The sequence below is a fragment of the Kaistia defluvii genome, assembly GCF_026343955.1.
In the GTDB taxonomy this organism is placed as follows: domain Bacteria; phylum Pseudomonadota; class Alphaproteobacteria; order Rhizobiales; family Kaistiaceae; genus Kaistia; species Kaistia defluvii.
On record NZ_JAPKNI010000005.1, the window covers coordinates 193994 to 213572 of the forward strand.

At 67.3% G+C, this 19579-nt stretch carries 16 protein-coding genes; 10 read left to right on the forward strand and 6 right to left on the reverse strand.

Going from position 1 to position 19579, the window contains the following annotated elements:
* Nucleotides 1-235 precede the first annotated feature (235 nt).
* Nucleotides 236-805 (reverse strand): SDR family NAD(P)-dependent oxidoreductase, encoded by a 570-nt coding sequence (locus tag OSH10_RS14660; protein WP_266332575.1) that lies wholly within the window; start codon nucleotides 803-805, stop codon nucleotides 236-238.
* 212 nt (nucleotides 806-1017) lie between these two features.
* Here OSH10_RS14660 and OSH10_RS14665 point away from each other — a divergent pair, with 212 nt between their 5' ends.
* Together OSH10_RS14665 and OSH10_RS14670 are read left to right on the forward strand one after the other, a co-directional pair.
* Nucleotides 1018-3459 (forward strand): thiamine pyrophosphate-dependent enzyme, encoded by a 2442-nt coding sequence (locus OSH10_RS14665; RefSeq protein ID WP_266332576.1) that lies wholly within the window; start codon nucleotides 1018-1020, stop codon nucleotides 3457-3459.
* 11 nt (nucleotides 3460-3470) lie between these two features.
* Nucleotides 3471-4157: an E3 binding domain-containing protein gene (locus OSH10_RS14670; RefSeq protein ID WP_266332577.1), complete on the forward strand. Its 687-nt coding sequence runs from the start codon at nucleotides 3471-3473 to the stop codon at nucleotides 4155-4157.
* 83 nt (nucleotides 4158-4240) lie between these two features.
* Here the strand turns inward: OSH10_RS14670 and OSH10_RS14675 are convergent, their stop codons facing one another.
* On the reverse strand, nucleotides 4241-5020 hold the full coding sequence (locus tag OSH10_RS14675; RefSeq protein WP_266332578.1) for an SDR family NAD(P)-dependent oxidoreductase: 780 nt from the start codon (nucleotides 5018-5020) through the stop codon (nucleotides 4241-4243).
* A gap of 188 nt (nucleotides 5021-5208) precedes the next feature.
* Here OSH10_RS14675 and OSH10_RS14680 point away from each other — a divergent pair, with 188 nt between their 5' ends.
* From OSH10_RS14680 to OSH10_RS14710, 7 genes are all read left to right on the forward strand, one after another.
* A complete protein-coding gene (locus tag OSH10_RS14680) occupies nucleotides 5209-6024 on the forward strand; it encodes a GntR family transcriptional regulator (protein WP_266332579.1) in 816 nt (271 codons plus the stop codon).
* Nucleotides 6025-6220: 196 nt separating this feature from the next.
* Complete coding sequence (locus OSH10_RS14685; protein WP_266332580.1) at nucleotides 6221-7285, forward strand: sugar ABC transporter substrate-binding protein; 1065 nt, start codon at nucleotides 6221-6223, stop codon at nucleotides 7283-7285.
* A gap of 116 nt (nucleotides 7286-7401) precedes the next feature.
* A complete protein-coding gene (locus tag OSH10_RS14690; RefSeq protein WP_266332581.1) occupies nucleotides 7402-8907 on the forward strand; it encodes a sugar ABC transporter ATP-binding protein in 1506 nt (501 codons plus the stop codon).
* Nucleotides 8904-9947, forward strand: coding sequence for an ABC transporter permease (locus OSH10_RS14695; RefSeq protein ID WP_266332582.1), 1044 nt, complete (start codon nucleotides 8904-8906; stop codon nucleotides 9945-9947). Before OSH10_RS14690 ends, OSH10_RS14695 begins: the two co-directional genes overlap by 4 nt.
* Nucleotides 9944-10924: an ABC transporter permease gene (locus OSH10_RS14700; protein WP_266332583.1), complete on the forward strand. Its 981-nt coding sequence runs from the start codon at nucleotides 9944-9946 to the stop codon at nucleotides 10922-10924. The genes OSH10_RS14695 and OSH10_RS14700 overlap by 4 nt, the downstream gene beginning before the upstream one ends.
* Before the next feature lie 9 nt (nucleotides 10925-10933).
* A complete protein-coding gene (locus tag OSH10_RS14705; protein WP_266332584.1) occupies nucleotides 10934-11815 on the forward strand; it encodes an SMP-30/gluconolactonase/LRE family protein in 882 nt (293 codons plus the stop codon).
* A gap of 83 nt (nucleotides 11816-11898) precedes the next feature.
* The gene (locus OSH10_RS14710; protein ID WP_266332585.1) at nucleotides 11899-15126 is read left to right on the forward strand and encodes a GH36-type glycosyl hydrolase domain-containing protein; all 3228 of its coding nucleotides are present in this window, start codon (nucleotides 11899-11901) and stop codon (nucleotides 15124-15126) included.
* A 4-nt stretch (nucleotides 15127-15130) separates the two neighbouring features.
* Here OSH10_RS14710 and OSH10_RS22920 read toward each other — a convergent pair whose 3' ends face one another.
* From OSH10_RS22920 to OSH10_RS14720, 3 genes are read right to left on the reverse strand one after another with little or no spacing between them, the layout of a single operon-like run.
* Nucleotides 15131-15667, reverse strand: a complete 537-nt coding sequence (locus OSH10_RS22920) for an AAA family ATPase (protein ID WP_323181606.1) — start codon at nucleotides 15665-15667, stop codon at nucleotides 15131-15133.
* 4 nt (nucleotides 15668-15671) lie between these two features.
* Nucleotides 15672-16610 carry an ROK family protein gene (locus OSH10_RS22925; RefSeq protein ID WP_323181607.1) on the reverse strand — a complete coding sequence of 313 codons (939 nt, stop codon included), beginning with the start codon at nucleotides 16608-16610 and terminating at the stop codon, nucleotides 15672-15674.
* Nucleotides 16611-16638: 28 nt separating this feature from the next.
* Nucleotides 16639-17553 carry a tagatose-bisphosphate aldolase gene (locus OSH10_RS14720; protein ID WP_266332586.1) on the reverse strand — a complete coding sequence of 305 codons (915 nt, stop codon included), beginning with the start codon at nucleotides 17551-17553 and terminating at the stop codon, nucleotides 16639-16641.
* Between the two features lie 293 nt (nucleotides 17554-17846).
* Here OSH10_RS14720 and OSH10_RS14725 point away from each other — a divergent pair, with 293 nt between their 5' ends.
* Nucleotides 17847-18746, forward strand: coding sequence for a sugar-binding transcriptional regulator (locus OSH10_RS14725; protein WP_266332587.1), 900 nt, complete (start codon nucleotides 17847-17849; stop codon nucleotides 18744-18746).
* Nucleotides 18747-18814: 68 nt separating this feature from the next.
* On the opposite strand, the gene OSH10_RS14730 is transcribed toward OSH10_RS14725, so the two are convergent.
* The gene (locus OSH10_RS14730; protein WP_266332588.1) at nucleotides 18815-19579 is read right to left on the reverse strand and encodes an ATP-binding cassette domain-containing protein; all 765 of its coding nucleotides are present in this window, start codon (nucleotides 19577-19579) and stop codon (nucleotides 18815-18817) included.

Below are 19579 nucleotides of genomic sequence, written 5' to 3' on the forward strand. Positions count from 1 at the left end.
CGGGCTTTTCTTTGACAGGACATAGTTGACCGGCGAGGGCGCGAGCGGAAGGGCGCGCTGTCTGGGCCAGATCCCCCTTCCACATCCCGAGGCGGCTTTCGCAGAAAGCCGTCTCGAAGGACGCAAGGCGGATGGGCCTTCATTCGGCCAAGGCGTCGGCGTCGTGCGTCCTTCGAGACGGCCCTTTGGGCCTCCTCAGGATGTTGGGGCCGGAGGTGGCAGGACGGCCTGCTCGTCAGAAATTCCGGCCATAGCCCGTGGTCCAGCCGCCGTCGACGGCGAGCGTCTGGCCTGTCGTGTAGCTGTTGAGCGGATCGACCAGGAAGAGCACGGCGTTGGCGACGTCTTCCGCCTTGCCGGCCTGGCCGAGCGGAACGTGGGAGAGCATCGCCTCGTCGCCCGCCTCGCCGACGCGGCCGACCGCCACCGCATTGACCCGCACGGCCGGGCCCGAAACCATGGCGAGCGCCCGGACGCCGGCGATCGCCGACGCCATGGCCGCCGACCAGGCGGGATGGCGGCGCATCGGCACGAGGCCGGCGGCCGAGACGAGATGGACGATGCGGCCGCCGCCCCGCGCCGCCATGGCGCGCGCCACGGTCTCGGCCTCCAGCGCCAGCGCCTCGGGCCGGTAGGCGGCATCCGGCGACAGCGCATGCGACAGGACGAGGATGTCCGGCGCGGCGTCGCCGGCCCGACGCGAGACGGTGGCGTCATTCGCCGCGAGCGCCGCGATGACGGCGGCGAGAATGGCGTTCTCCGCGCCGGCGACGCGCGCCGACTGGCCTGAAATCCCGATTTCCATGCTGGTCTCCCCCCGAACGGACCTATGCGGCATCGGCCGGATTCTGGCAACGCCCGGCTTTCCGCGCCGATTTGCGCCCGCCCGACGATTAGACCTTGGCAAGGCGCGGCTCGATAACATAACATCATGCTATTATAATTTTAGATGCGATGTCCATCATCGGGCTCGAGGACGCATCACCCGCGTGAAAAGCGCGGGGTCAGGGAGGGATGATGAGCGCTCAAGTGATGAATCCGGCAATCCGCGCCCCGGAAATCCACAATCCGGTCTTTCGCAGCGCCGCCGGCAGGACACTGCCGGCCGGGCTGAGCGCGGCGGCGCTGCTGGAGCTCTACGAACGCATGGTGCTGCTGCGCCGCTTCGAGAGCGTGGCGCAGACCGCCTGCCGCAAGGGCGAGACGCCCGGCTTCCTGCATCTCTATATCGGCGAGGAGGCGACCGCCGTCGGCGTCTGCGCGCATCTGCGCCCCACCGACTGGATCACCTCGACCCATCGCGGCCATGGCCATGCGCTGGCCAAGGGCATGGATCCCGACATCCTGATGGCCGAGCTGTTCGGCAAGCGCGACGGCTGCTGCGGCGGGCGCGGCGGCACCATGCATCTCTATGACCGCAAGACCGGGCTTTTCGGCACCAACGGCATCGTCGCCGCCGGCATCAGCCACGCGGTCGGCGCCGGCATGTCCGCCCGCGCCCAGGGCAAGGACGGCGTCGGCGTCGCCTTCTTCGGCGATGGGGCGACCAACCATGGCGGTTTTCACGAGTCGCTGAACTTCGCCGGCATCCAGAAGGCGCCGGCCGTCCTCGTTTGCGAAAACAACCTCTACGCGACCGCGACGCCGCTGGCCTCGGCGACGCTGAACCCGGAGATCGCAACGCGGGCGGCCGCCTACGGCATTCCGGGCGTCGCCGTCGACGGCAATGACGTCATCGCCGTCTGGCAGGTGATGGCCGAGGCGACGGCGCGCGCCCGATCGGGCCAGGGCCCGACGCTGATCGAGGCCAAGACCTATCGCACCGTCGGCCATCACGAGGGCGACCCGGTGACGGGCACCTATCGCACCCAGGCCGAAGTCGACGAATGGGCGAAGCGCGACCCGATCCAGATGCTGCGCACCCGGCTGCTGGAGGATTTCGGCGCCGCCTCGGCCGACGAACTCGGCGCGATCGACGCGAAGATCGACGGGATCGTCGCGCAGTCGCTCGAATTCGCGCGCAATTCGCCGGAGCCGGACCCGGCCACCACGGCGCTGCATGTCTATGCCGAGCCGATCAACCCGGCCGATGCGCTGGTCCAGGCGGCGCCGACGGCGACCGTGACCCAGGGCTGGCTCGACGCGGTGCGCGACGGCATCGCCGAGGAGATGCGCCGCAATCCGCATCTGCTCTATTTCGGCGAAGGCACCGGCGAGCGCGGCGGCACCTTTGCCCACACCAAGAACCTCTGGACCGAGTTCGGCCCCAACCGGATGGTGGATACGCCGATCTCCGAGCAGGGCTTCACCGGAGCGGCCATCGGCGCTTCGGCGACGGGATCGCGCACGATCGCCGATCTGATGTTCGCCGATTTCGTGTTCGAGGCGGCGGGGCAGATCGTGCTGCAGGCCGCCAAGCTGCGCTACATGTCGAACGGGCAGATGAACGCGCCGATGGTGGTGCGGGTGGGTTCGGGCGCGGTGCGTTCGGCCGGGCCCCACCACAGCGGCACCTATCATCCGAGCTGGGCCAACATTCCAGGCCTGATCGTCTGCATGCCGGCGACGCCGGCCGACGCCAAGGGCCTGATGAAAACGGCGCTCCGGGCCGGCGACCCGGTGATCATGCTGGAGCCCAAGGCGCTGTTCGCGTCGAAGGGCGAGGTGCCGACCGGCGAGCATCTGGTGCCGTTCGGCCTGGCGCGCATCGCCCGCGAGGGCGGCGACATCACCATCGTCTCGGCCGGCCAACTCGTGCACCGCGCGCTGGAGGCGGCGGAGAAGCTGGCAGCCGAGGGGATCTCGGCGGAGGTCATCGACCTTCGCACCATCATGCCGCTCGATGTCGGCACGGTGGCGAAGTCGGTGGCGAAGACGCACCGGCTGCTGGTGGTCGACGAGGGCTGGGGCGCCTTCGGCGTCGGCGCCGAGGTGGCGCAGGCGATGAACGAACTCGCCTTCGACGATCTCGACGCGCCGGTCGGCCGGCTGCATACCGACGCGCAGCCGCATCCGCTCGCCCCGGCGCTGGAGCGCGCCATGCTGGTCGATGCCGTCAAGATCGTCGCCGCCGCCAAAGGCGTGCTCGGAGGCCAGCCGCCCGTGCCGAAGCACTGGCGCTATCTCGGCCGCCAGGCGGCGCCCGCCCCCGTCGCGGCGCCCGCCGCCACCACGATGCCCGCTCCGGTCGCGCCGGCTCCGGCTGCGCCGGCCGCAGCCGGCGACGGCGAGCCGATCACCATGCCGTTCGGCGACCTCACCATCAGCGAGGGCACGATCGTCGGCTGGCTGAAGAAGGAAGGCGATGCGGTCAAGGCCGGCGAGATCGTCGCCGAGATCGAGACAGACAAGGCGGTGGTCGAGATCGAGGCGCCGGTCGACGGCATTCTCGGCCCGATCGAGCAGCCCAAGGGCACGGTCGTGCCGATGGGCGGCCGCATCGGCAGCGTCCGGACCTGAGAGGGAATCGCATGAACGCCCCCGTCCGTACCCTCGCCTCGCCCTATGCACGAAAGCTCGCCCGCGAGCGCGGCATTGCGCTGGCGCGCGTCACCGGCTCCGGCCCGAACGGCCGCATCGTTGCCGAAGACCTGATGGCAGCGCCGGAAGCCGCGCCCACGGCTCCGATCCCGGCTCCCGCGATGGCGGCGGCGCCTGCCCCGGCTGTCGTGGCGGCGCGTCCGATCTCCGCCTTCGCGGCGACCCTCGACCTGACGCCGCTCTCCGCCTTCATCGCGGCTTCCGGCTCGGAACTCTCGATCGATGCGTTCCTGGTCAAGGCGGCGGCGCGGGCCGCCGGCGCCGAGGCCGAGGCGATCCGCTGGATCAAGCCGGAGGGCGGCGCGGTGACGATCGCCCGCCCGCTGGCGCTGGCGCCGACCGAGATCGCGCGGCAGATCGGTGGCGATGCCGAGACAGCCTCGCCGGGGGGCAAGGTGATGGTCGTGTCGCGCCTCGCCGCCAAAGGGGTGCGTCCGGTCGCCGGCAGCCTGCCGGCCGGGATCGACCTGCGCGTCCTGGTGGTCGCCAGCGACGGCTCGGAGACCGCCGAGGCCCTGGTCGTACATGACGCCGACGCGATAACCGAGACCGAGGCGGGCGAGATCCTCACCGGTTTCCGCGACCTGCTCGAAGCCCCGCTGCGGCTGCTGGTCTGAACGGCGCGAGCCCGATTAACGGACGGCTGACGAGAGGCTAACAGAGGGGTTAACACGCGGGCCGTGTTAACCCCTCTCGCGCTTCACATCATGTAGCCGGTGGTCCAGCCGCCATCGACCGCCAGGACCTGGCCATTGATGTAGGAAGATTCCGGCGCCGAGAGGAAGAGCACCGCCTCGCCGATCTCTTCCGGCGTGCCCGGACGGCCGAGCGGAATGTGCTCCATGAACGCCTGCGTCTTGGCCTGGAACAAGCCGTCCGCGCCATAGAACAGCGCCTTGGTGCCCTCGGTCATGATGGATCCCGGCGCGATCGCGTTGCTGAGGATTCCCTGCGGCCCCAGCTCCAGCGCCATCGAGCGGGTCAAATGGATGACGCCCGCCTTGGCCGCGACGAACGGGCTCTGCAGCCGCATCGCTGCAAGGCCGACGACGGAAGCGATGTTGACGATCCGGCCGCCCCGACCTGCCGCCTGCATCGGTTCGAGCGCGCGGCGGGTCATGAAGAACAACCCATCGAGATCGATGCCGACGATCCGATGCCATTCCTCGATCGGGAACAGATCGACGTGGACCCGGTGCGCCTGCGTGTTGACACCGGCATTGTTGACCAGGATGTCGAGCCGGCCATAGGTTTCAACCGTCAGCGTGACAGCCCGGTCAATCGAGTCGGGATCGCGAATGTCGACCTTCAGCGCCAGCGCGTCCGGCAGGGTCGCCGCGACCTCGCGTGCGCCTTCCTCGTTGACGTCGGCGACGACGATGGAGGCCCCGTTCGCGGCCAGGCGGCTGACGATGCCGCGCCCGATGCCTCCGGCGGCGCCGGTGACAAAGGCCACCTTGCCCGTTAGATCGCTGCGCATCCGCCTGCCCTCCCCGGCTTTCGTCCGAACCCGCCGGACTTCAACGATATATTATGATACTATAATCTATCCTGAAGGCCGGCAACCGCTTGCCGACAGAATGACGGACTGCGGCCCATGATTGGTACGCATTGGCAAAACTCGCTAATTTGGCGGTCGAACAAAAGCGATTCTGGGGAATTTGACAGGTGAAAGCAAGCAAGACGGAGCCAGTTGGCGACAGCTCGCCGGATGCCTCGGGAGCTGCCGCCTCGCTCGAAAGCTTCCAGCCGCGCGCGCTTTCGCGCGACGACGGTCCGCTCTACCGGCAACTCGTCTCCATCCTGCGCGAGCCGATCGCCAACGGCACGCTGGTGCCCGGCACGTCCCTGCCACGCGAGGCGGACATCGCCGAGCGCTTCGGCGTCAGCCTGATCACCGTCCGCCAGGCTCTGCGCGATCTCGAGAATGACGGGCTGATCAAGAAGCGGGCCGCCAAGCCCGCTATCGTGGCGACACCGGAATTGCCGTCGCAGCCGAGCTTCGATTTTCGCAGCTTCGCGCAGATTGCCGAATCGACCAAGGGCCGCGCCCTGGAGATTCATTCCTATCGCAAGGAACGCTCGGCGGCTGCGAGCGCGGCCTTCGGCCTGAACCCGGAGGAGAGCTGCCATTGCCTGCGCGCCACCCTGCACCAGAAAGATGGTCCGACATGCCAGACGACCTTCTATTTCCCGCCGGCCATCGGCGCCCGCCTGAAGCGCCCGGATTTTGACGACGTCGTCGTCTTCCGCGCCGTCCAGCGCCACCTCGGCATCCAGCTATCCAGCGCCCGCATCACCGTGCGCGCCGATATCGCCGACGAGGCGCTCGCCGAAGCGCTCGACTACAAGGTCGGCGGGCCGATCCTCGTCATGGAGATGCTGTATTTCTCGGCCGCCGGCGAACCCGTGGAACTGACGATCAACAAGAACCGCGCTGACCTCTTCAGCCTTTCCTACGACGCCCCCAACGATCTCGGATGACCGCTCCGGCACGTCTGGACTTCGCCAAGAGATTATAATAGCATATATTTTATCGCAGGGATGAGGATCAACTGCGAGGCCGCGCGGGACAGGTGCCCGGGCGAGGGGAATGACGCGTCGCCATGACGGATGCCGCCACCGGCAAGAAGCATCCGCACGCATCAGTTGGGAAACGTTCCTTGAGGGAGGAAAATCCGTGAAGCGCACAGCCGCACTCGCCGCCTTGTCGGCAATCAGCCTGTCCGTCGCCCTGTCCGGGTTCGGGACCGCGCCGGCCATGGCCGAAGGCAAGACCTACAAGATCTATCTCTCCAACAATTTCGTCGGCAATGACTGGCGCCAGCAGATGCTGCGTATCGCCGATGCCGTGGTGAAGAAGCCGCCGCTCGCCGGCCGCGTCGACCTCAAGGTCGAGAATGTCGAGACGACGACCCAGGCCCAGATCAACTCGCTCAACAACATCATCCGCACCAGGCCGGACGCCATCCTGATCGATGCCGGCTCGCCGACCGCGCTCAACCCGACCATCGAGAAGGCCTGCGCCGCCGGAATCCTGGTCATCTCCTTCGATCAGGTCGTGACCGCCGATTGCGCCTACAAGGTCGAGTCCGACTGGAACATGCTTCCGGCCGTCCAGGCCGAGTGGATCGCCGAGAAGATCGGCGGCAAGGGCAAGGTGTTCGTCGATCGCGGCCTTGCCGGCGCGCCGATTTCCGAGCAGCTGCAGAACGGTTTCGAGAAGGTTCTGAAGAACTATCCCGGCATCGAGATCGTCGGCTACTTCAACGGCAACTATGCGCTCGGGCCGGAGCAGGAAGGCGTCGCCTCGCTGCTCGCCGCCCATCCGCAGGTCGATGCGATCCTGACCCAGGGCTATGGCTCCGGCGCGATCAAGGCGTTGCAGGATGCCGGCCGTCCGCTCGTTCCCGTCGCCGGCGGCGGCTACAATTCGGCCTCGCTCGTCTGCGCCCAGACGGAGGGCGCCCAATGCATCCTCGAGACCAACCCGGCCTATCTCTCCGCCGAAGCACTGAAGCTCGCGGTCGACATCCTCGACGGCAAGGAGGTCAAGGACAAGCACATCTTCGTCTACGGCCCGTTCCAGTCGACCGACCCGCAGCCGTCCAAGCTCTATCCTAATGTGAAGATGCAGAAGATCGAGATCGGCAAGACCGCCTTCCCGGATCTCGCCCCCGGCCTGTCGCTGCCGATTTCACCCGACTGGGTGGAGATCACGCCGCAGGAAGCCGCCGGCTCGTAAGTCACACATGGGGTGAGGAAATCCCTCACCCCGCCCCTCTCCCGCCCGCGGGAGAGGGAGCAGACCGCGCCTGGGCGCGACGAGTCCTGAAATTCCTGACTGAAGGTCCGGCCTGCATGACCGAACTTCTGAACGCGACCGCGATCACCAAGCGGTATGGCGGCATCACCGCCCTCAGCCGCGCCGATTTTTCCGCCCGCGCCGGCGAAGTGCATGCGCTGCTCGGCGAGAACGGCGCCGGCAAGAGCACGTTCATCCAGATTCTCGCCGGCGCCGTTCGCCCGGATGGCGGAACCGTGACCCTGGCCGGCTCGCCCTATCGTCCGCGCAATCCGCAGGAAGCGCAGCAATCCGGCATTTCTCCCGTGTTCCAGGAGCTGTCGCTGGTTCCCGACCTGACGGTGGAGGAGAACATCTGGTTTCGCCGCGAGCCGCTCTCGGCCATCCGCACGGTACGAGCCCGCGCCATGCGCGAGGCGACGCTCGAGCTGTTCGCGCGCCACAAATTTCCGCCGATCCGGCCCGATCAGGAGCTGCGCCGGCTGACCCTGGCCGAACGGCAGGTGATCGAGATCGCCAAGGCGCTGTCGCGCGACCCGCAGGTGCTGATCCTCGACGAAGCGACCTCCGCCCTCGGGCCGCAGGAGACGGAATGGCTGCTCGGCCTTGCCAAGGGGCTCGCGGAAGCCGGCAGGCTGGTGATCTACATCTCGCACCGCCTCGGCGAGGTGCGCCAGATTGCCGACCGCATCACCGTGTTCCGCAACGGCGCGACGGTCGCCGCCTATGACACCCACGCCGTCGACGACGAGACCATCATCACCGACATGCTGGGACGGCGAATGGATCGTCTCTATCCCGAACGGAAGAGCACGGCGAGCCAGACCGTCGCCCTTGGACTGCGCGGCTTCGGCGTCGATCATCGTCTTGCCGACATCGACCTCGACCTGCGCGAGGGCGAGGTGCTCGGCGTCGCCGGCATGCAGGGCCACGGCCAGCGCGAACTGTTCCAGGCGCTGTTCGGCATAGGCGGCTCGCGTGGCACGGTGGAGGTCTGGGGCAAGCCCAAGACGATCCGCGGCCCGCGCCAGGCGCTGACCGGCCGCGACGGCCTCGCGCTCGTGCCGGAGGACCGGCGCAACCACGGCCTGCTGCTGTCGAAGAGCGTGCGCGAAAACCTGACGCTCTCCGTCATCCAGCGCTTCACACGCTTCGGCATTACCGACCCGAAGCGTGAAAGCGCGCTGGTCGACGAGATGATCGCGACGCTGAAGATCAAGACCGGCACGCCGGAACAGCTCGCCGGCACGCTTTCCGGCGGCAACCAGCAGAAGGTCATCTTCGGCAAGATGCTGCTGACCGAGGCGCGGATCCTGCTGCTCTACGACCCCACGCGCGGCATCGATGTCGGCACCAAGGGAGAGATCTTCCAGCTGATGCGCGACCTCGCCGCCAAGGGCTACGCCATCCTGTTCTATTCCAGCGACCTCGCCGAACTGGTGCATGTGGCGGACCGGGTGGCGGTCCTGCGCAACGGCCGGCTCGCCGCCATACTGGAAGGCGAGGACAATTCCGAGCGGCAGATCCTGCGCGCCGCCCTGATCGAAACGAGGGCGGCATGAGCATCGTGGACCCTACCAGCCGCGCCGGAATAGCCATCGCCAACTCTGGAGCCGCCGGGACAGCGCCCCGCCGCTCGCGCGCGGCAATCTGGAAATCCGCCCTTCTCGACCGCGCCTCGCTGATCATCCCCTGCGTGATGCTGATCGCGCTGCTGCTCGTCTACGCATCCTTGCGCGACGGCGTCTTCACCCTCGACGAACTGAACCTCGATACCGCGGCGGCGATGACGCTGCTGCTCGCCGCGACCGGACAGACCATCGTGCTGCTGCGCGGCGGCATCGACCTTTCGATCGGCGGCATGATCAGTCTCGGCACCGTGCTGGCGGCGACGCGCTTCGGCACGGATCCCGGGCAGGCCGCCGCCTGGGCCTTCGGCATCGTCGCGATCGGCGGGCTGGTCGGCGCGCTGAACGGCATCCTGATCACGGTGCTGCGGCTCCAGCCTTTCCTCGTCACCCTCGCCACCTGGTCGATCCTCTCCGGCGCGGCGATGATCATCCTGCCGACGGATGGCGGCGCCCTGCCCTCCGGCTGGACGATGTTCGGTGTCTCCTCCTGGCTCGGCCTCTCCAGCTCGGTCTGGATTCTGGCGCTGCTTCTCGTCTTCTGGTTCTGGTTCAAGCGCACCCGACTGGGCATCGCCATCCGCGCCACCGGCTCGAACGAGCGCTCGGCCTTCCTGTCCGGCGTCTCGCCGATCGGCATCAACATCGCCACCTATGGCTTGTCGGGCATCTTCGCCGCGCTGGCGGCGCTCTATCTGACAACCCAGACCGGCGCGGGTTCGCCCACCATCGGCAAGGACTACATCCTGCCCTCGGTAGCGGCGGCGGTGATCGGCGGTATCAGCCTGTTCGGCGGCCGCGGCGGGCTCGTCGGCACGATGATCGGCGCCTTCATCCTGACCATCATCGGCAATCTGGTCTTCGTGCTGGAGGTCTCCAGCTACTGGCAGCCCATCGTCTCCGGCATCATCCTGCTCATCGCCGTGCTGGCGAGTTCGATTGCCGAGAAATCCGCGCGACGGAGCCTTTCATGAACATCCGCCGCCATCGCGCCATCCTGCTCGCCTATCTCGGCATGATCGTCCTGCTGCTCCTGACCAGCGTCGTCGCGCCGGGTTTCCTGTCGGCGACGCATCTCAGGAGCACGGTCGTGCTCGCCGCCTTCATCGGCATCGTCGCGCTGGGGCAGACCTTCGTCATCATCGGCGGCGGCATCGATCTGTCGGTGCCGTGGGTGCTGAACTCGGCCGCCGTGCTGATGACGCTGCTGGCCGGTAGCCAGGACGCGCCGCTGCTCTGGATCGTGCCTGTGCTGCTCGCCGCCGGCGCGCTGGTCGGCATGGTCAACGGCTTCGGCGTCGCGATCTTCGGCGTGCCGCCGATCATCATGACGCTCGCCGTCAACGTCATCCTGCAGGGCGGGATCCTCGTCTATACCGGCGGCGCGCCAACCTCGACCGCGCCCAAGGCGATCCAGTTCCTGGCCGTCGGCCGCATCGCGGGCTTTCCCGTCGTGCTGATCCTCTGGATAGCGCTGGCAGCGATCGCCACCATCCTGCTGTCGAAGACCGCCTTCGGCCGGCATCTCTATGCCGTCGGCACCAGCGCCACGGTGGCGGAATTCTCCGGCGTGCCGACGCTGCGCACCACTGTGCTGGCCTATACGCTGTCCGGCTTCACGGCTGCCCTCGCGGGCATGCTGCTCACCGGCTACACGGCGCAGGCCTATCTCGGCATGGGCGATCCCTATCTCTTTACATCGATCGCGGCGGTGGCGATCGGCGGCGCCTCGATCCTCGGCGGCAGCGGCCATTATATCGGCACCATTGCCGGCGCCCTGGTGCTGACCATTCTGACCGGGTTGCTGCCGGCGCTGAACCTCTCCAGCGGCGCGCTGCTGATCGTCTATGGCGTCGTCATCCTCGTCACCGTCTCGCTGGCCAGCGAAGCGCTTTCCGGCCTTTCCGCCTTCCTGCCGCGCTTCGGCCGGTCGCGCGGCCCATCCGCCTGAGGAATTGCCATGACCGACATCGAATGCGTCTCCGACGCCAAGGCACAACTGGGCGAAGGAACCTATTGGGACCCGGCCACGGAAGCGCTCTGGTGGATCGACATCTACCAGAAAGCGATCCATCGCTTCGATCCGCTGACGCGAAAGACGGAAACCCACATCGCGCCGGAACTGCTCGGCTGCCTCGCCGTCCGGGCGAGCGGCGGGCTGGTGCTGACGATGGCGAGCGGCTTCTATTTCTTCGATCCGACGACCGGCCGCTTCGACCAGATCACCGATCCGGAAGCCGATCTGCCGGACAACCGCTTCAATGACGGCAAGACCGACCGGCAGGGCCGCTTCTGGTCCGGCTCGATGTTCGAGGCGCCCGGCAAGCCGGTGGTGAAGAACGCCTCGCTCTACCGGATGGACACCGACCTTTCGATTCACAGAATCGTCGAGGGCATCGGCTGCTCCAACGGGCTCGCCTGGAGCCCGGACAGCCGGACAATGTATTACACCGACAGCCATGGCCCGGTGGTCTGGGCCTGGGACTTTGATCCGGCGACCGGCGAGGTCGAGAACCGGCGGCCCTTCATCGATCTCTCGGAGACGAAGGGCATCGTCGATGGCGCCACCGTCGATGCAGAAGGCGGCTACTGGGCGACGATCCCGTTCCAGGGAAAGGTGCTGCGCTTCGATCCCGCCGGCAAGCTGATGCGCACCATCGAACTGCCGACCGACCTGCCGACCTGCTGCGAATTCGGCGGGCGCGATCTCGACGTTCTCTATGTCACGACGGCGATCTACAATCGCACGCCCGAGCAACTCGCCGGCCAGCGCAATCCCGGTGGCCTGTTCGCGCTGGACGTCGGCGTCAAGGGCTTGCCGCTGGTGCCCTTCCAGGGCTGAGCGGTTCGAGCCCCATCGGCAAACCGCCCGCCACCCGATATCATCGCCGCGCCGACACGAGCGGCGATGATGGCGAGGCGAGAATGTCCGACATGACCCAACGCGAATTCCTGACGCCGCGCGATGACGCGCTTGGACTGCGCACGCTGTCCAACCCCGCCGGGCTTTCGATCTCCGCCCTGCCCAATGGCGCCATCTCCTCGATCACCCACCGTGCCGAAGGCGGTGCACCAGTGATGATCAACCAGGTGCTGGGTTCGCCGATCGATGGCGGCATCGGCCGGATCTGGCTGCGCGTCGGCGGCAAGACCCCGTTCCTCGCACAGTTGGTAGGCCCACGGGCCAGGGTTTCCCTTGCCGCGGACGACTCCCGCTTCGTCTGGCGCGGTGAGACGAACGGCATCGTACATCAGGTTACGCTGCGGCTCGATCCCGACGCGACGCGCTGGTTCTGGCATGTCGAGATTGAGAACCGGGGAGACGCCGAGATCCCCTGCGACATCGTGCTGGCGCAGGATCTCGGCCTTGGTGGGCGGGGCTTCCTGATGGGGAGCGAGGCCTATGCCTCGCAATATATCGACCACCGCGCGGCCCAGCATCCAACCTTCGGCCCGGTTGTCATGAGCCGCCAGAATCTCTCGCAGGGCGGGCGCTTTCCCTGGCATGCGCTTGGCTGCATCGAAGGCGCTGTTTCCTATGCGACCGATGCGATCCAGATCTTCGGACCGGATTTTCGCGCCCGCGACGAGATCGAGCTCGGTTTCGGCACCGACCTGCCCGGCACCGTCTGGCAGCACGAGCTCGCCTGCCCGGCCCTTCAATCGAGGCCGGCAACGCTCGCTCCGGCGGCCAAGGCAAGCTGGACCTTCTTCAGCCAGTTCGTCCCCAACCACCCCGAGGCTTCCAGCGACGACGATCTCGGCCACATCGACGGAATCGTGGAAGCGGCGGCCAGCCCCTCCTTCGAAGCGATCGCCCCCTCGCCTGCCGCGCGCAGCCTGTTGCAGGACGCCGAGCCGCTCGCGGTTCTGGCCCTCGACGGGGCCGACCTGGCAAGGCTCTATCCGGCGCGGGAATTGGAGGAACGCCAGGATGGCGGCTTGCTCTCCTTCTTCGTGGCCGAGGGCACGCTGAACCGGCATGTCGTGCTGGCTGCCAAGGAGGATATCGTCGCCCGCCGCCATGGCGCGATCGTCCGCAGCGGCCAGGGCATGATGCCGGACGAGGCGACCCTCGCCGCGACCTGCTGGATGCATGGCGTGTTCGCGGCACAACTCACCATCGGCAACACCTCGTTCCACAAGCTGTTTTCCGTCTCGCGCGATCCCTACAACATCACCCGCGCCAGCGGCCTGCGCATGCTGATCGACACCGGCGAAGGCTGGCGCCTGCTCTCGGTGCCATCCGCCTTCGACATGGGCCTCAGCGATTGCCGCTGGATCTACCGGCTCACGGACCGCACCGTCACGGTCCACGCCATCGCCTCCGGCGTCGATGCCGCCATGCAATGGCGCGTCGAGGTCGATGGACCGCCTGCGCGCTTCCTCGTGCTTGGCCATATCGTGCTCGGCGAGCGCGACTATGAGCAGAGCGGCCGGATCACCATCGACGAGCCCGCCAAGCGCTTCACCTTCCAGCCCGGCAAGGACTGGCTCTGGGGCCAGAATTTCCCGGATGCCGCCTATCACCTCGTCACCAGCACGCCGGAGGCTGTCGAAGCGATCGGTGGCGACGAGCTGCTCTACGAGGACGGCGCGCCGCGTGGCGGCGCCTATGTCGCGCTGCGCACCGGCGAGACCCGCCAACTCACCTTCGCCGTCGTCGGCTCGATGACGGATCCGGCAGAGGCGCGCCGCCTCGCGGACCTCTACGCCAAGGGCCAGCCGGACGAAGCGCTGCTTGCGCCGGCCGCAGACTACTGGCGCCGCGTGACGCGCGATTTCACGATTCCCGGCCAAGGCGACGCGCTCTCGGCGGAACAGGCGATCCTGCCCTGGCTGGCGCATGACGCCATGATCCACCTGACTGTGCCGCACGGTCTGGAGCAATACACCGGCGCGGCCTGGGGCACGCGCGACGTCTGCCAGGGTCCGCTCGAATTCATGCTGGCGCTGCGCCACGACGAGACGGCGCGCGACATCCTGACGACGCTGTTCGCCGAGCAATACCGGACGCGGGGCGACTGGCCGCAATGGTTCATGCTGCCACCCTATTCCAACATCCGCGCCGGCGAGGCGCATGGTGACATCGTCGTCTGGCCCCTGAAGGCGCTCTGCGACTATATCGAAGCCACGGGCGATATCGGCATCCTCGACATAGGCCTGCCCTCGCGGCGCGACGACGATTTGAAGCCGACCGATGAGACCGGCACGATCCGCGAGCATGTCGAGCTTTTGCTTTCGACCGTCAGGGAGCGCTTCATCCCGGGCACGCATCTGATCCGCTATGGCGAGGGCGACTGGAACGACTCCCTGCAGCCGGCCGATCCGCACCTGCGCGACTGGATGGTCTCGAGCTGGACCGTCGCCCTGCTCTACGAGCAGATCCAGCGCTTTGCCGCCATCCTGGAACGCACGGGCGATGTGGCCGAGGCTACGGTGCTCACCTCGCTCGCCGGCGTCATGCGCGGCGACGTCAACCGATACCTCATCCGCGACGGCGTCATCGCCGGCTATGGGCTGTTCGATCCCGGCCACGACCAGGTCGAACTGCTGCTGCATCCGAGCGACCGGCGAACCGGGCTTTCCTACTCGCTGATCCCGATGACGCAGTCGATCCTGGGCGGCCTGTTCACGCCGGCGCAGACGCGCGCCCATCTCGACTTGATCCGCCAGCACCTGCTCGACCCGGACGGCGCGCGGCTGATGGACAAGCCGGTCGTCTACCGAGGCGGTGTCGAGACGCTGTTCCGGCGCGCCGAATCCGCCGCCTTCTTCGGCCGCGAGATCGGCCTGATGTATGTGCATGCGCATCTGCGCTACTGCGAGGCTCTGGCCTTCAGCGGCGACCCGGAAGCGGCCCGCGAGGCACTTGCGCTGGTCAATCCGATTGCCGTCACCGAGCGACTGTCGCAAGCGTCGCTACGCCAGCGCAACACCTATTTCAGCTCCAGCGACGCCGCTTTTCCGGACCGCTACCGGGCGAGCGCCGAATGGAGCCGAGTGCGCGACGGCAGCATGGCCGTCGATGGCGGCTGGCGGATTTATTCAAGCGGACCAGGCCTCTACACCCAGATCTTCATCCGCCACATTCTCGGCATGCGGCGCCAGTTCGGCGCGAAGGTTGAACCCCAGCCCGCAGCCACGGGGTAGGCCCTTACGCCAGATGCAGCGCCGGCCTCAGCCACGCCAGGATCGCCTCGATGTCGGTCGCCTGCGTCGTGTCGACGTCGAATCTCGGTCCCCGATCGACCGGGGCGGCGCGCTTGGCGAGTTCGATCAGTTCGGGAATGAAGGCGGCGCCGGGATGGCCGGCATGGCGTTGATCCAGGCGGTCGCCATAGCGCTTCGCCAGGACCTCGGGCGGAGCGTGGCACCAGATCTCGGCGGTCGCTCCGACACCGGCACGCTCGATATGCGCCTCCAGCACCTCGCGCGGCTGGAAGCCGAACCAGGCGTCGATGATGAAGGTGGTGTCGTCCGGCGCATCGCGGAGGATCGACCAGATGGCGTGATAGCTCGCCCGCCCAAGCGCGCGATTGAATTCGCGGTCGCCGACGCCAAGCTGGTCGAAGAAGGGCTCCTTGACCGTATCGAGCGTCAGGATGATCCAGCCCATGCGCTGCGAGATGGCGCGTGCGATCGTGCTCTTTCCCGTGGCGGGAATGCCATTGACGAGGACGGCTCGTTTCATGAAATCAGGCCGGCCTATCGAGCACGCTGAGTTCCGCCGCAACAAGAGCCGAAGGCGGCAGCGGGGATCGATGCTCGATCAGGGCGCAGACGGCGGCGCCGATGACGCCGGCATCGTCGCCAAGTGCCGCCGACAGGACGGGATACTGATACCAGGGGGCGAGCGCCGGAACTTTCTGCAGCGCCTTGAACGCGGCCTTGCCCAACCCACCGCCGAGCAGGACGAGATCCGGGTCGAAGGCGGCCGAGGCGCTGTCGATCGCCGCGCGCAACGGGCCGGCCCATGCGTCCAGAACCTGCCGGGCCACGGCATTGCCCTTGGCGGCCCTGCGAAGGATATCGTCGATCGAGGTATCCGCCGGCAGGCCGGCTTCCTGGATGTGCCGGGCCAGCGCGGTGCCGGAGCTGGTCGTCTCGACGCAGCCGCGACGGCCACAGACGCAGGCCGCGCCCTTGACGTCGACGGTGATGTGGCCGAGCTGACCGGCCGTTCCGCGACCGCGCAGGATCTGCCCTTCCTGCACGATCGCCCCGCCAATGCCGGTGCCGATCGTGAACATCACGACGTTCTCCCGGCCTCGGCCGGCGCCCGCCGCGATCTCGGCCACGAGCGCCATGTTGCAGTCATTGTCGATGATGACCGGCTTGCCGGTTGCCGCCTCCACCCGCTCCGCCAGGGCGGCGCCGGCGAGGTTCAGATAGCCGCCCGAAAGCACCGTGCGGCGGCGGGCGTCGACGCGGCCGGGCACGCCAATGCCGATCGCCGTGACATCCGGCCGGTCGAGCTGGCGGACCAGCTCGATGATGCGGCCGATGGCGTTGTTCGCATCCCGGTCGATCCGCTCGGACACCCGCTCCAGAATATCGCCCGCGCCGGAGACGCGGGCGGCCCGGAGATTCGTGCCGCCGATATCGATACCGATGGCTGTTGACGTGTCAGGCATGTTGCACCCGGTCGCCGAAGAAATGGGATCAGGCCGCCTTGCGGGCCTGGGCCGAATAGCGCGCCAGCACGTCCTGGATCTGACGCAGGCGCGGAACCGCGATGGTGGTCAGCCGCTCCCGCTGGATCTCGCGGTCGAGATGGATGCAATCCTTCCAGAGCGCGCGGCCGGCGATGACGCCCGAGGCGCCGTTCTGCATCGCGATCTCGACCTGGCCGATGAAGGTCTCGTGATCGACACCGGCCGACAGCACCGCCCACGGCACCTCGCCGGACATCGCCGTGATCCTGGCGCAGGATTCGGCCGTGCCGGGATAGGGGATCTTCAGCACCTTGGCGCCGAGCTCGAGCGAGATCCGCGTGCCCTCCTCGATCAGCCAGGGCGTCCTGGCCTTGTAGTCTTCCTTGCTCTCGCCCTCGAGCTGATAGGTCAGGAACTCGACCACCAGCAGCAGGTCCTCGCGCGCGAAATCCTCGATCGACTGGCGCAGGATCTCGATATTGGCGGTGTTCGCCTCCGGCTTGTCGGCGCGGAGATAGACCATGATCTTGCCGCCGGTACCGCCCAGCTCGCGGACGCGACGGGCGTTGATATCAGGCACCAGTTTCGACAGGCGATAGCCTTCCGGCGAAACGTCCCAGCCCGATGCGTCGAGGCCGATCAGCAGCGCCGTATCACGCGCCAGCGAACCATTCTCGATCACATGCGGCACGGCACAGAGCGGATCGAGAAGGACGCAGGAAGCTTCATTGGCGAGATAGCGGGTGATGTCCGACTTGGTCTCGCCCAGCATGTCGTTGCTGATCTTGGCCTGCTCTTCCGGGTCGGAAGCGAGGATGGTGCGCATCCCGCCGCGCTGGTCGCAGGCGATCACCATCATGGCGCCATCGCGCCCGCAGATCTGCTGGTAGCCACGGAATTCCGATGTCGACATTCGGGTCATACTGCACGGTCCGATTTTGGCGCCGGCCTTGCCGGGCGTTGGCGAAGTTCCTCAAGCCACCGAACCGGCCCATTCTACCGCAACTGGCGGCGAATTCCCGATACATCGTCGATGCCCGTCGCTTTTATGGACCGCCCCTGCCCGGATGGATTATGCACGGAAGGCTGGCGGTTCGAGCACGCGGCGTCTCTGCGGTGGCTCCCTCAAGCTGATGCGTGTATGTGTATCATCTTTCAGAAAGGAATTTCAAGCTGTCCTCTTCGTCATCCCAGGACACCGCTGCGACCCGCACGATGCTGCACACCGTCGCCAAGCTTCACTACGAAGCCGACCTTTCGCAGGTCGAGATCGCGCGCCGGCTGAATGTCTCGGCGGCGACGATCTCGCGGCTGCTGCGGCGGGCGCGCGAGGAAGGAATCGTGCGCATCGAGATCCCCGATATCGCCACGCCGGAGGAACTCAACCAGAAGCTGGTCGAAGCGCTCGGGCTGAAGCAGGCCGCCGTGGTCGACGCCCCGGAGACGGGGGTCATGGCCGCCCTCGCCTCGCCGGTCGGCGCCCTTCTGCGCGACGCCGGCCTCAAGCAGGATTCGGTGCTGGCGATTGGCTGGGGCCGCGCCGTGCGCGAAGTGATCCAGGCTGGTCTTCCGAGCCTGCCGGGCGTCATCACCGTCCCGGCGACCGGCGGCATGCAGCAATCCGCGCCGCATTTCCAGATCAACGAATTCGTCCGCCTCGCCGCCGAGCAGATGTCGGGAACACCGCATTTCATCCACGCGCCCTACCTGCCGTCGCCGGAATCACGCGAGGCCTTCCTGAGCGACCCGATCATCCAGGAGAATGTCGCGCTCTGGGGCAGGCTCGACGCGGCGCTGGTCGGCATCGGCCTGACGCACGCGGTCGATCCGGCGCTCGGCGCATCCTCGGCAACGCCGAACGAACTGGCGCTGGCGCATGCCGCCGGCGACGTCGTGCGGCATTATTTCGACGTGTCCGGCCATCCGGTGCCCTGGGATGGCGAAGACCGGCTGATCGCCGTGTCGCCGGAACAATTGCGCGCCACGCCTCTGGTGATCGGCGTGGCGGTCTCGGCCAACAAGGTACCGGCGATCCTGGGCGCCATCCGTGCCGGTCTGGTCAATGCCTTGGTCACCGACGTCCGAACCGCGCAGGCGGTGCTGGACAGTCTCTGACGCCGATCCGATCGCGAAAAGAAAAGGGCGGCCGCGCAATGCGGCCGCCCCTATCCTTGATCGCGACGTCAGCCCCCGACCATCAGCTTGACGATCTCGTCCGGATTGGTGTCGGCGATCCTGCGTTCGCCGGCCAGGGTGCCACGCCGGAGCACGACGATACGATCGGCGACCGCGAAGATGTCCTGCAGATTGTGCGAGATGAAGATGATCGCACGCCCCTGGGCCTTCAGGTTCTGGATCAGCGAAACGACCTTGCGCTGTTCCGGCACTCCCAGTGCCGCCGTCGGCTCATCCATGATCAGGACGCGGGCGTTCCAGTAGATCGCCCGGCCGATCGCCACGGCCTGACGCTGGCCACCCGAGAAGCGGCCGACGGGCGCGTCGAGCCGGTTCACGTGGAAGTCGAGCCGCGCCATGGTCTCCTTTGCCGCCTTGGCCATGGCCGGACGGTCGAGTACGGGCAGGAAACCAAACAGGCGCCGCATCGGCTCACGACCCAGGAAGATGTTGGCGCCGATCGTCAGATTGTCGGCCAGCGCCAGGTCCTGGTAGATCGTCTCGATGCCATGGGCCCGAGCCGCCTCCGGTGTTGCGAAGCGAACCGCCTCGCCGGCGAAGCGGATCTCGCCGCCATCGGCGCCATAGACGCCGGAGATGGTCTTGATCAGGGTCGACTTGCCCGCGCCATTGTCACCGGCAAGCGCCACGACCTCGCCGGGATAGAGCGCCATCGAGACGCCCTTGAGGGCCTCGACGCCGCCGAACCGCTTGGAGACGGAACGCACGTCCAGGATAGGTTCCTGGGTCTGCAGTTGGGGTTGCACCGACAT

Coding starts and splice junctions, on each gene's coding strand:
- OSH10_RS14670 (WP_266332577.1), top strand. CDS start 3,471: ATGAACGCCCCCGTCCGTACCCTCGCCTCGCCCTATGCACGAAAGCTC.
- OSH10_RS14695 (WP_266332582.1), top strand. CDS start 8,904: ATGAGCATCGTGGACCCTACCAGCCGCGCCGGAATAGCCATCGCCAAC.
- OSH10_RS14700 (WP_266332583.1), top strand. CDS start 9,944: ATGAACATCCGCCGCCATCGCGCCATCCTGCTCGCCTATCTCGGCATG.
- OSH10_RS14690 (WP_266332581.1), top strand. CDS start 7,402: ATGACCGAACTTCTGAACGCGACCGCGATCACCAAGCGGTATGGCGGC.
- OSH10_RS22920 (WP_323181606.1), bottom strand. CDS start 15,667: ATGAAACGAGCCGTCCTCGTCAATGGCATTCCCGCCACGGGAAAGAGC.
- OSH10_RS14660 (WP_266332575.1), bottom strand. CDS start 805: ATGGAAATCGGGATTTCAGGCCAGTCGGCGCGCGTCGCCGGCGCGGAG.
- OSH10_RS14730 (WP_266332588.1), bottom strand. CDS start 19,579: ATGTCGGTGCAACCCCAACTGCAGACCCAGGAACCTATCCTGGACGTG.
- OSH10_RS14665 (WP_266332576.1), top strand. CDS start 1,018: ATGAGCGCTCAAGTGATGAATCCGGCAATCCGCGCCCCGGAAATCCAC.
- OSH10_RS14725 (WP_266332587.1), top strand. CDS start 17,847: ATGCTGCACACCGTCGCCAAGCTTCACTACGAAGCCGACCTTTCGCAG.
- OSH10_RS14710 (WP_266332585.1), top strand. CDS start 11,899: ATGTCCGACATGACCCAACGCGAATTCCTGACGCCGCGCGATGACGCG.
- OSH10_RS22925 (WP_323181607.1), bottom strand. CDS start 16,610: ATGCCTGACACGTCAACAGCCATCGGTATCGATATCGGCGGCACGAAT.
- OSH10_RS14675 (WP_266332578.1), bottom strand. CDS start 5,020: ATGCGCAGCGATCTAACGGGCAAGGTGGCCTTTGTCACCGGCGCCGCC.
- OSH10_RS14720 (WP_266332586.1), bottom strand. CDS start 17,553: ATGACCCGAATGTCGACATCGGAATTCCGTGGCTACCAGCAGATCTGC.
- OSH10_RS14705 (WP_266332584.1), top strand. CDS start 10,934: ATGACCGACATCGAATGCGTCTCCGACGCCAAGGCACAACTGGGCGAA.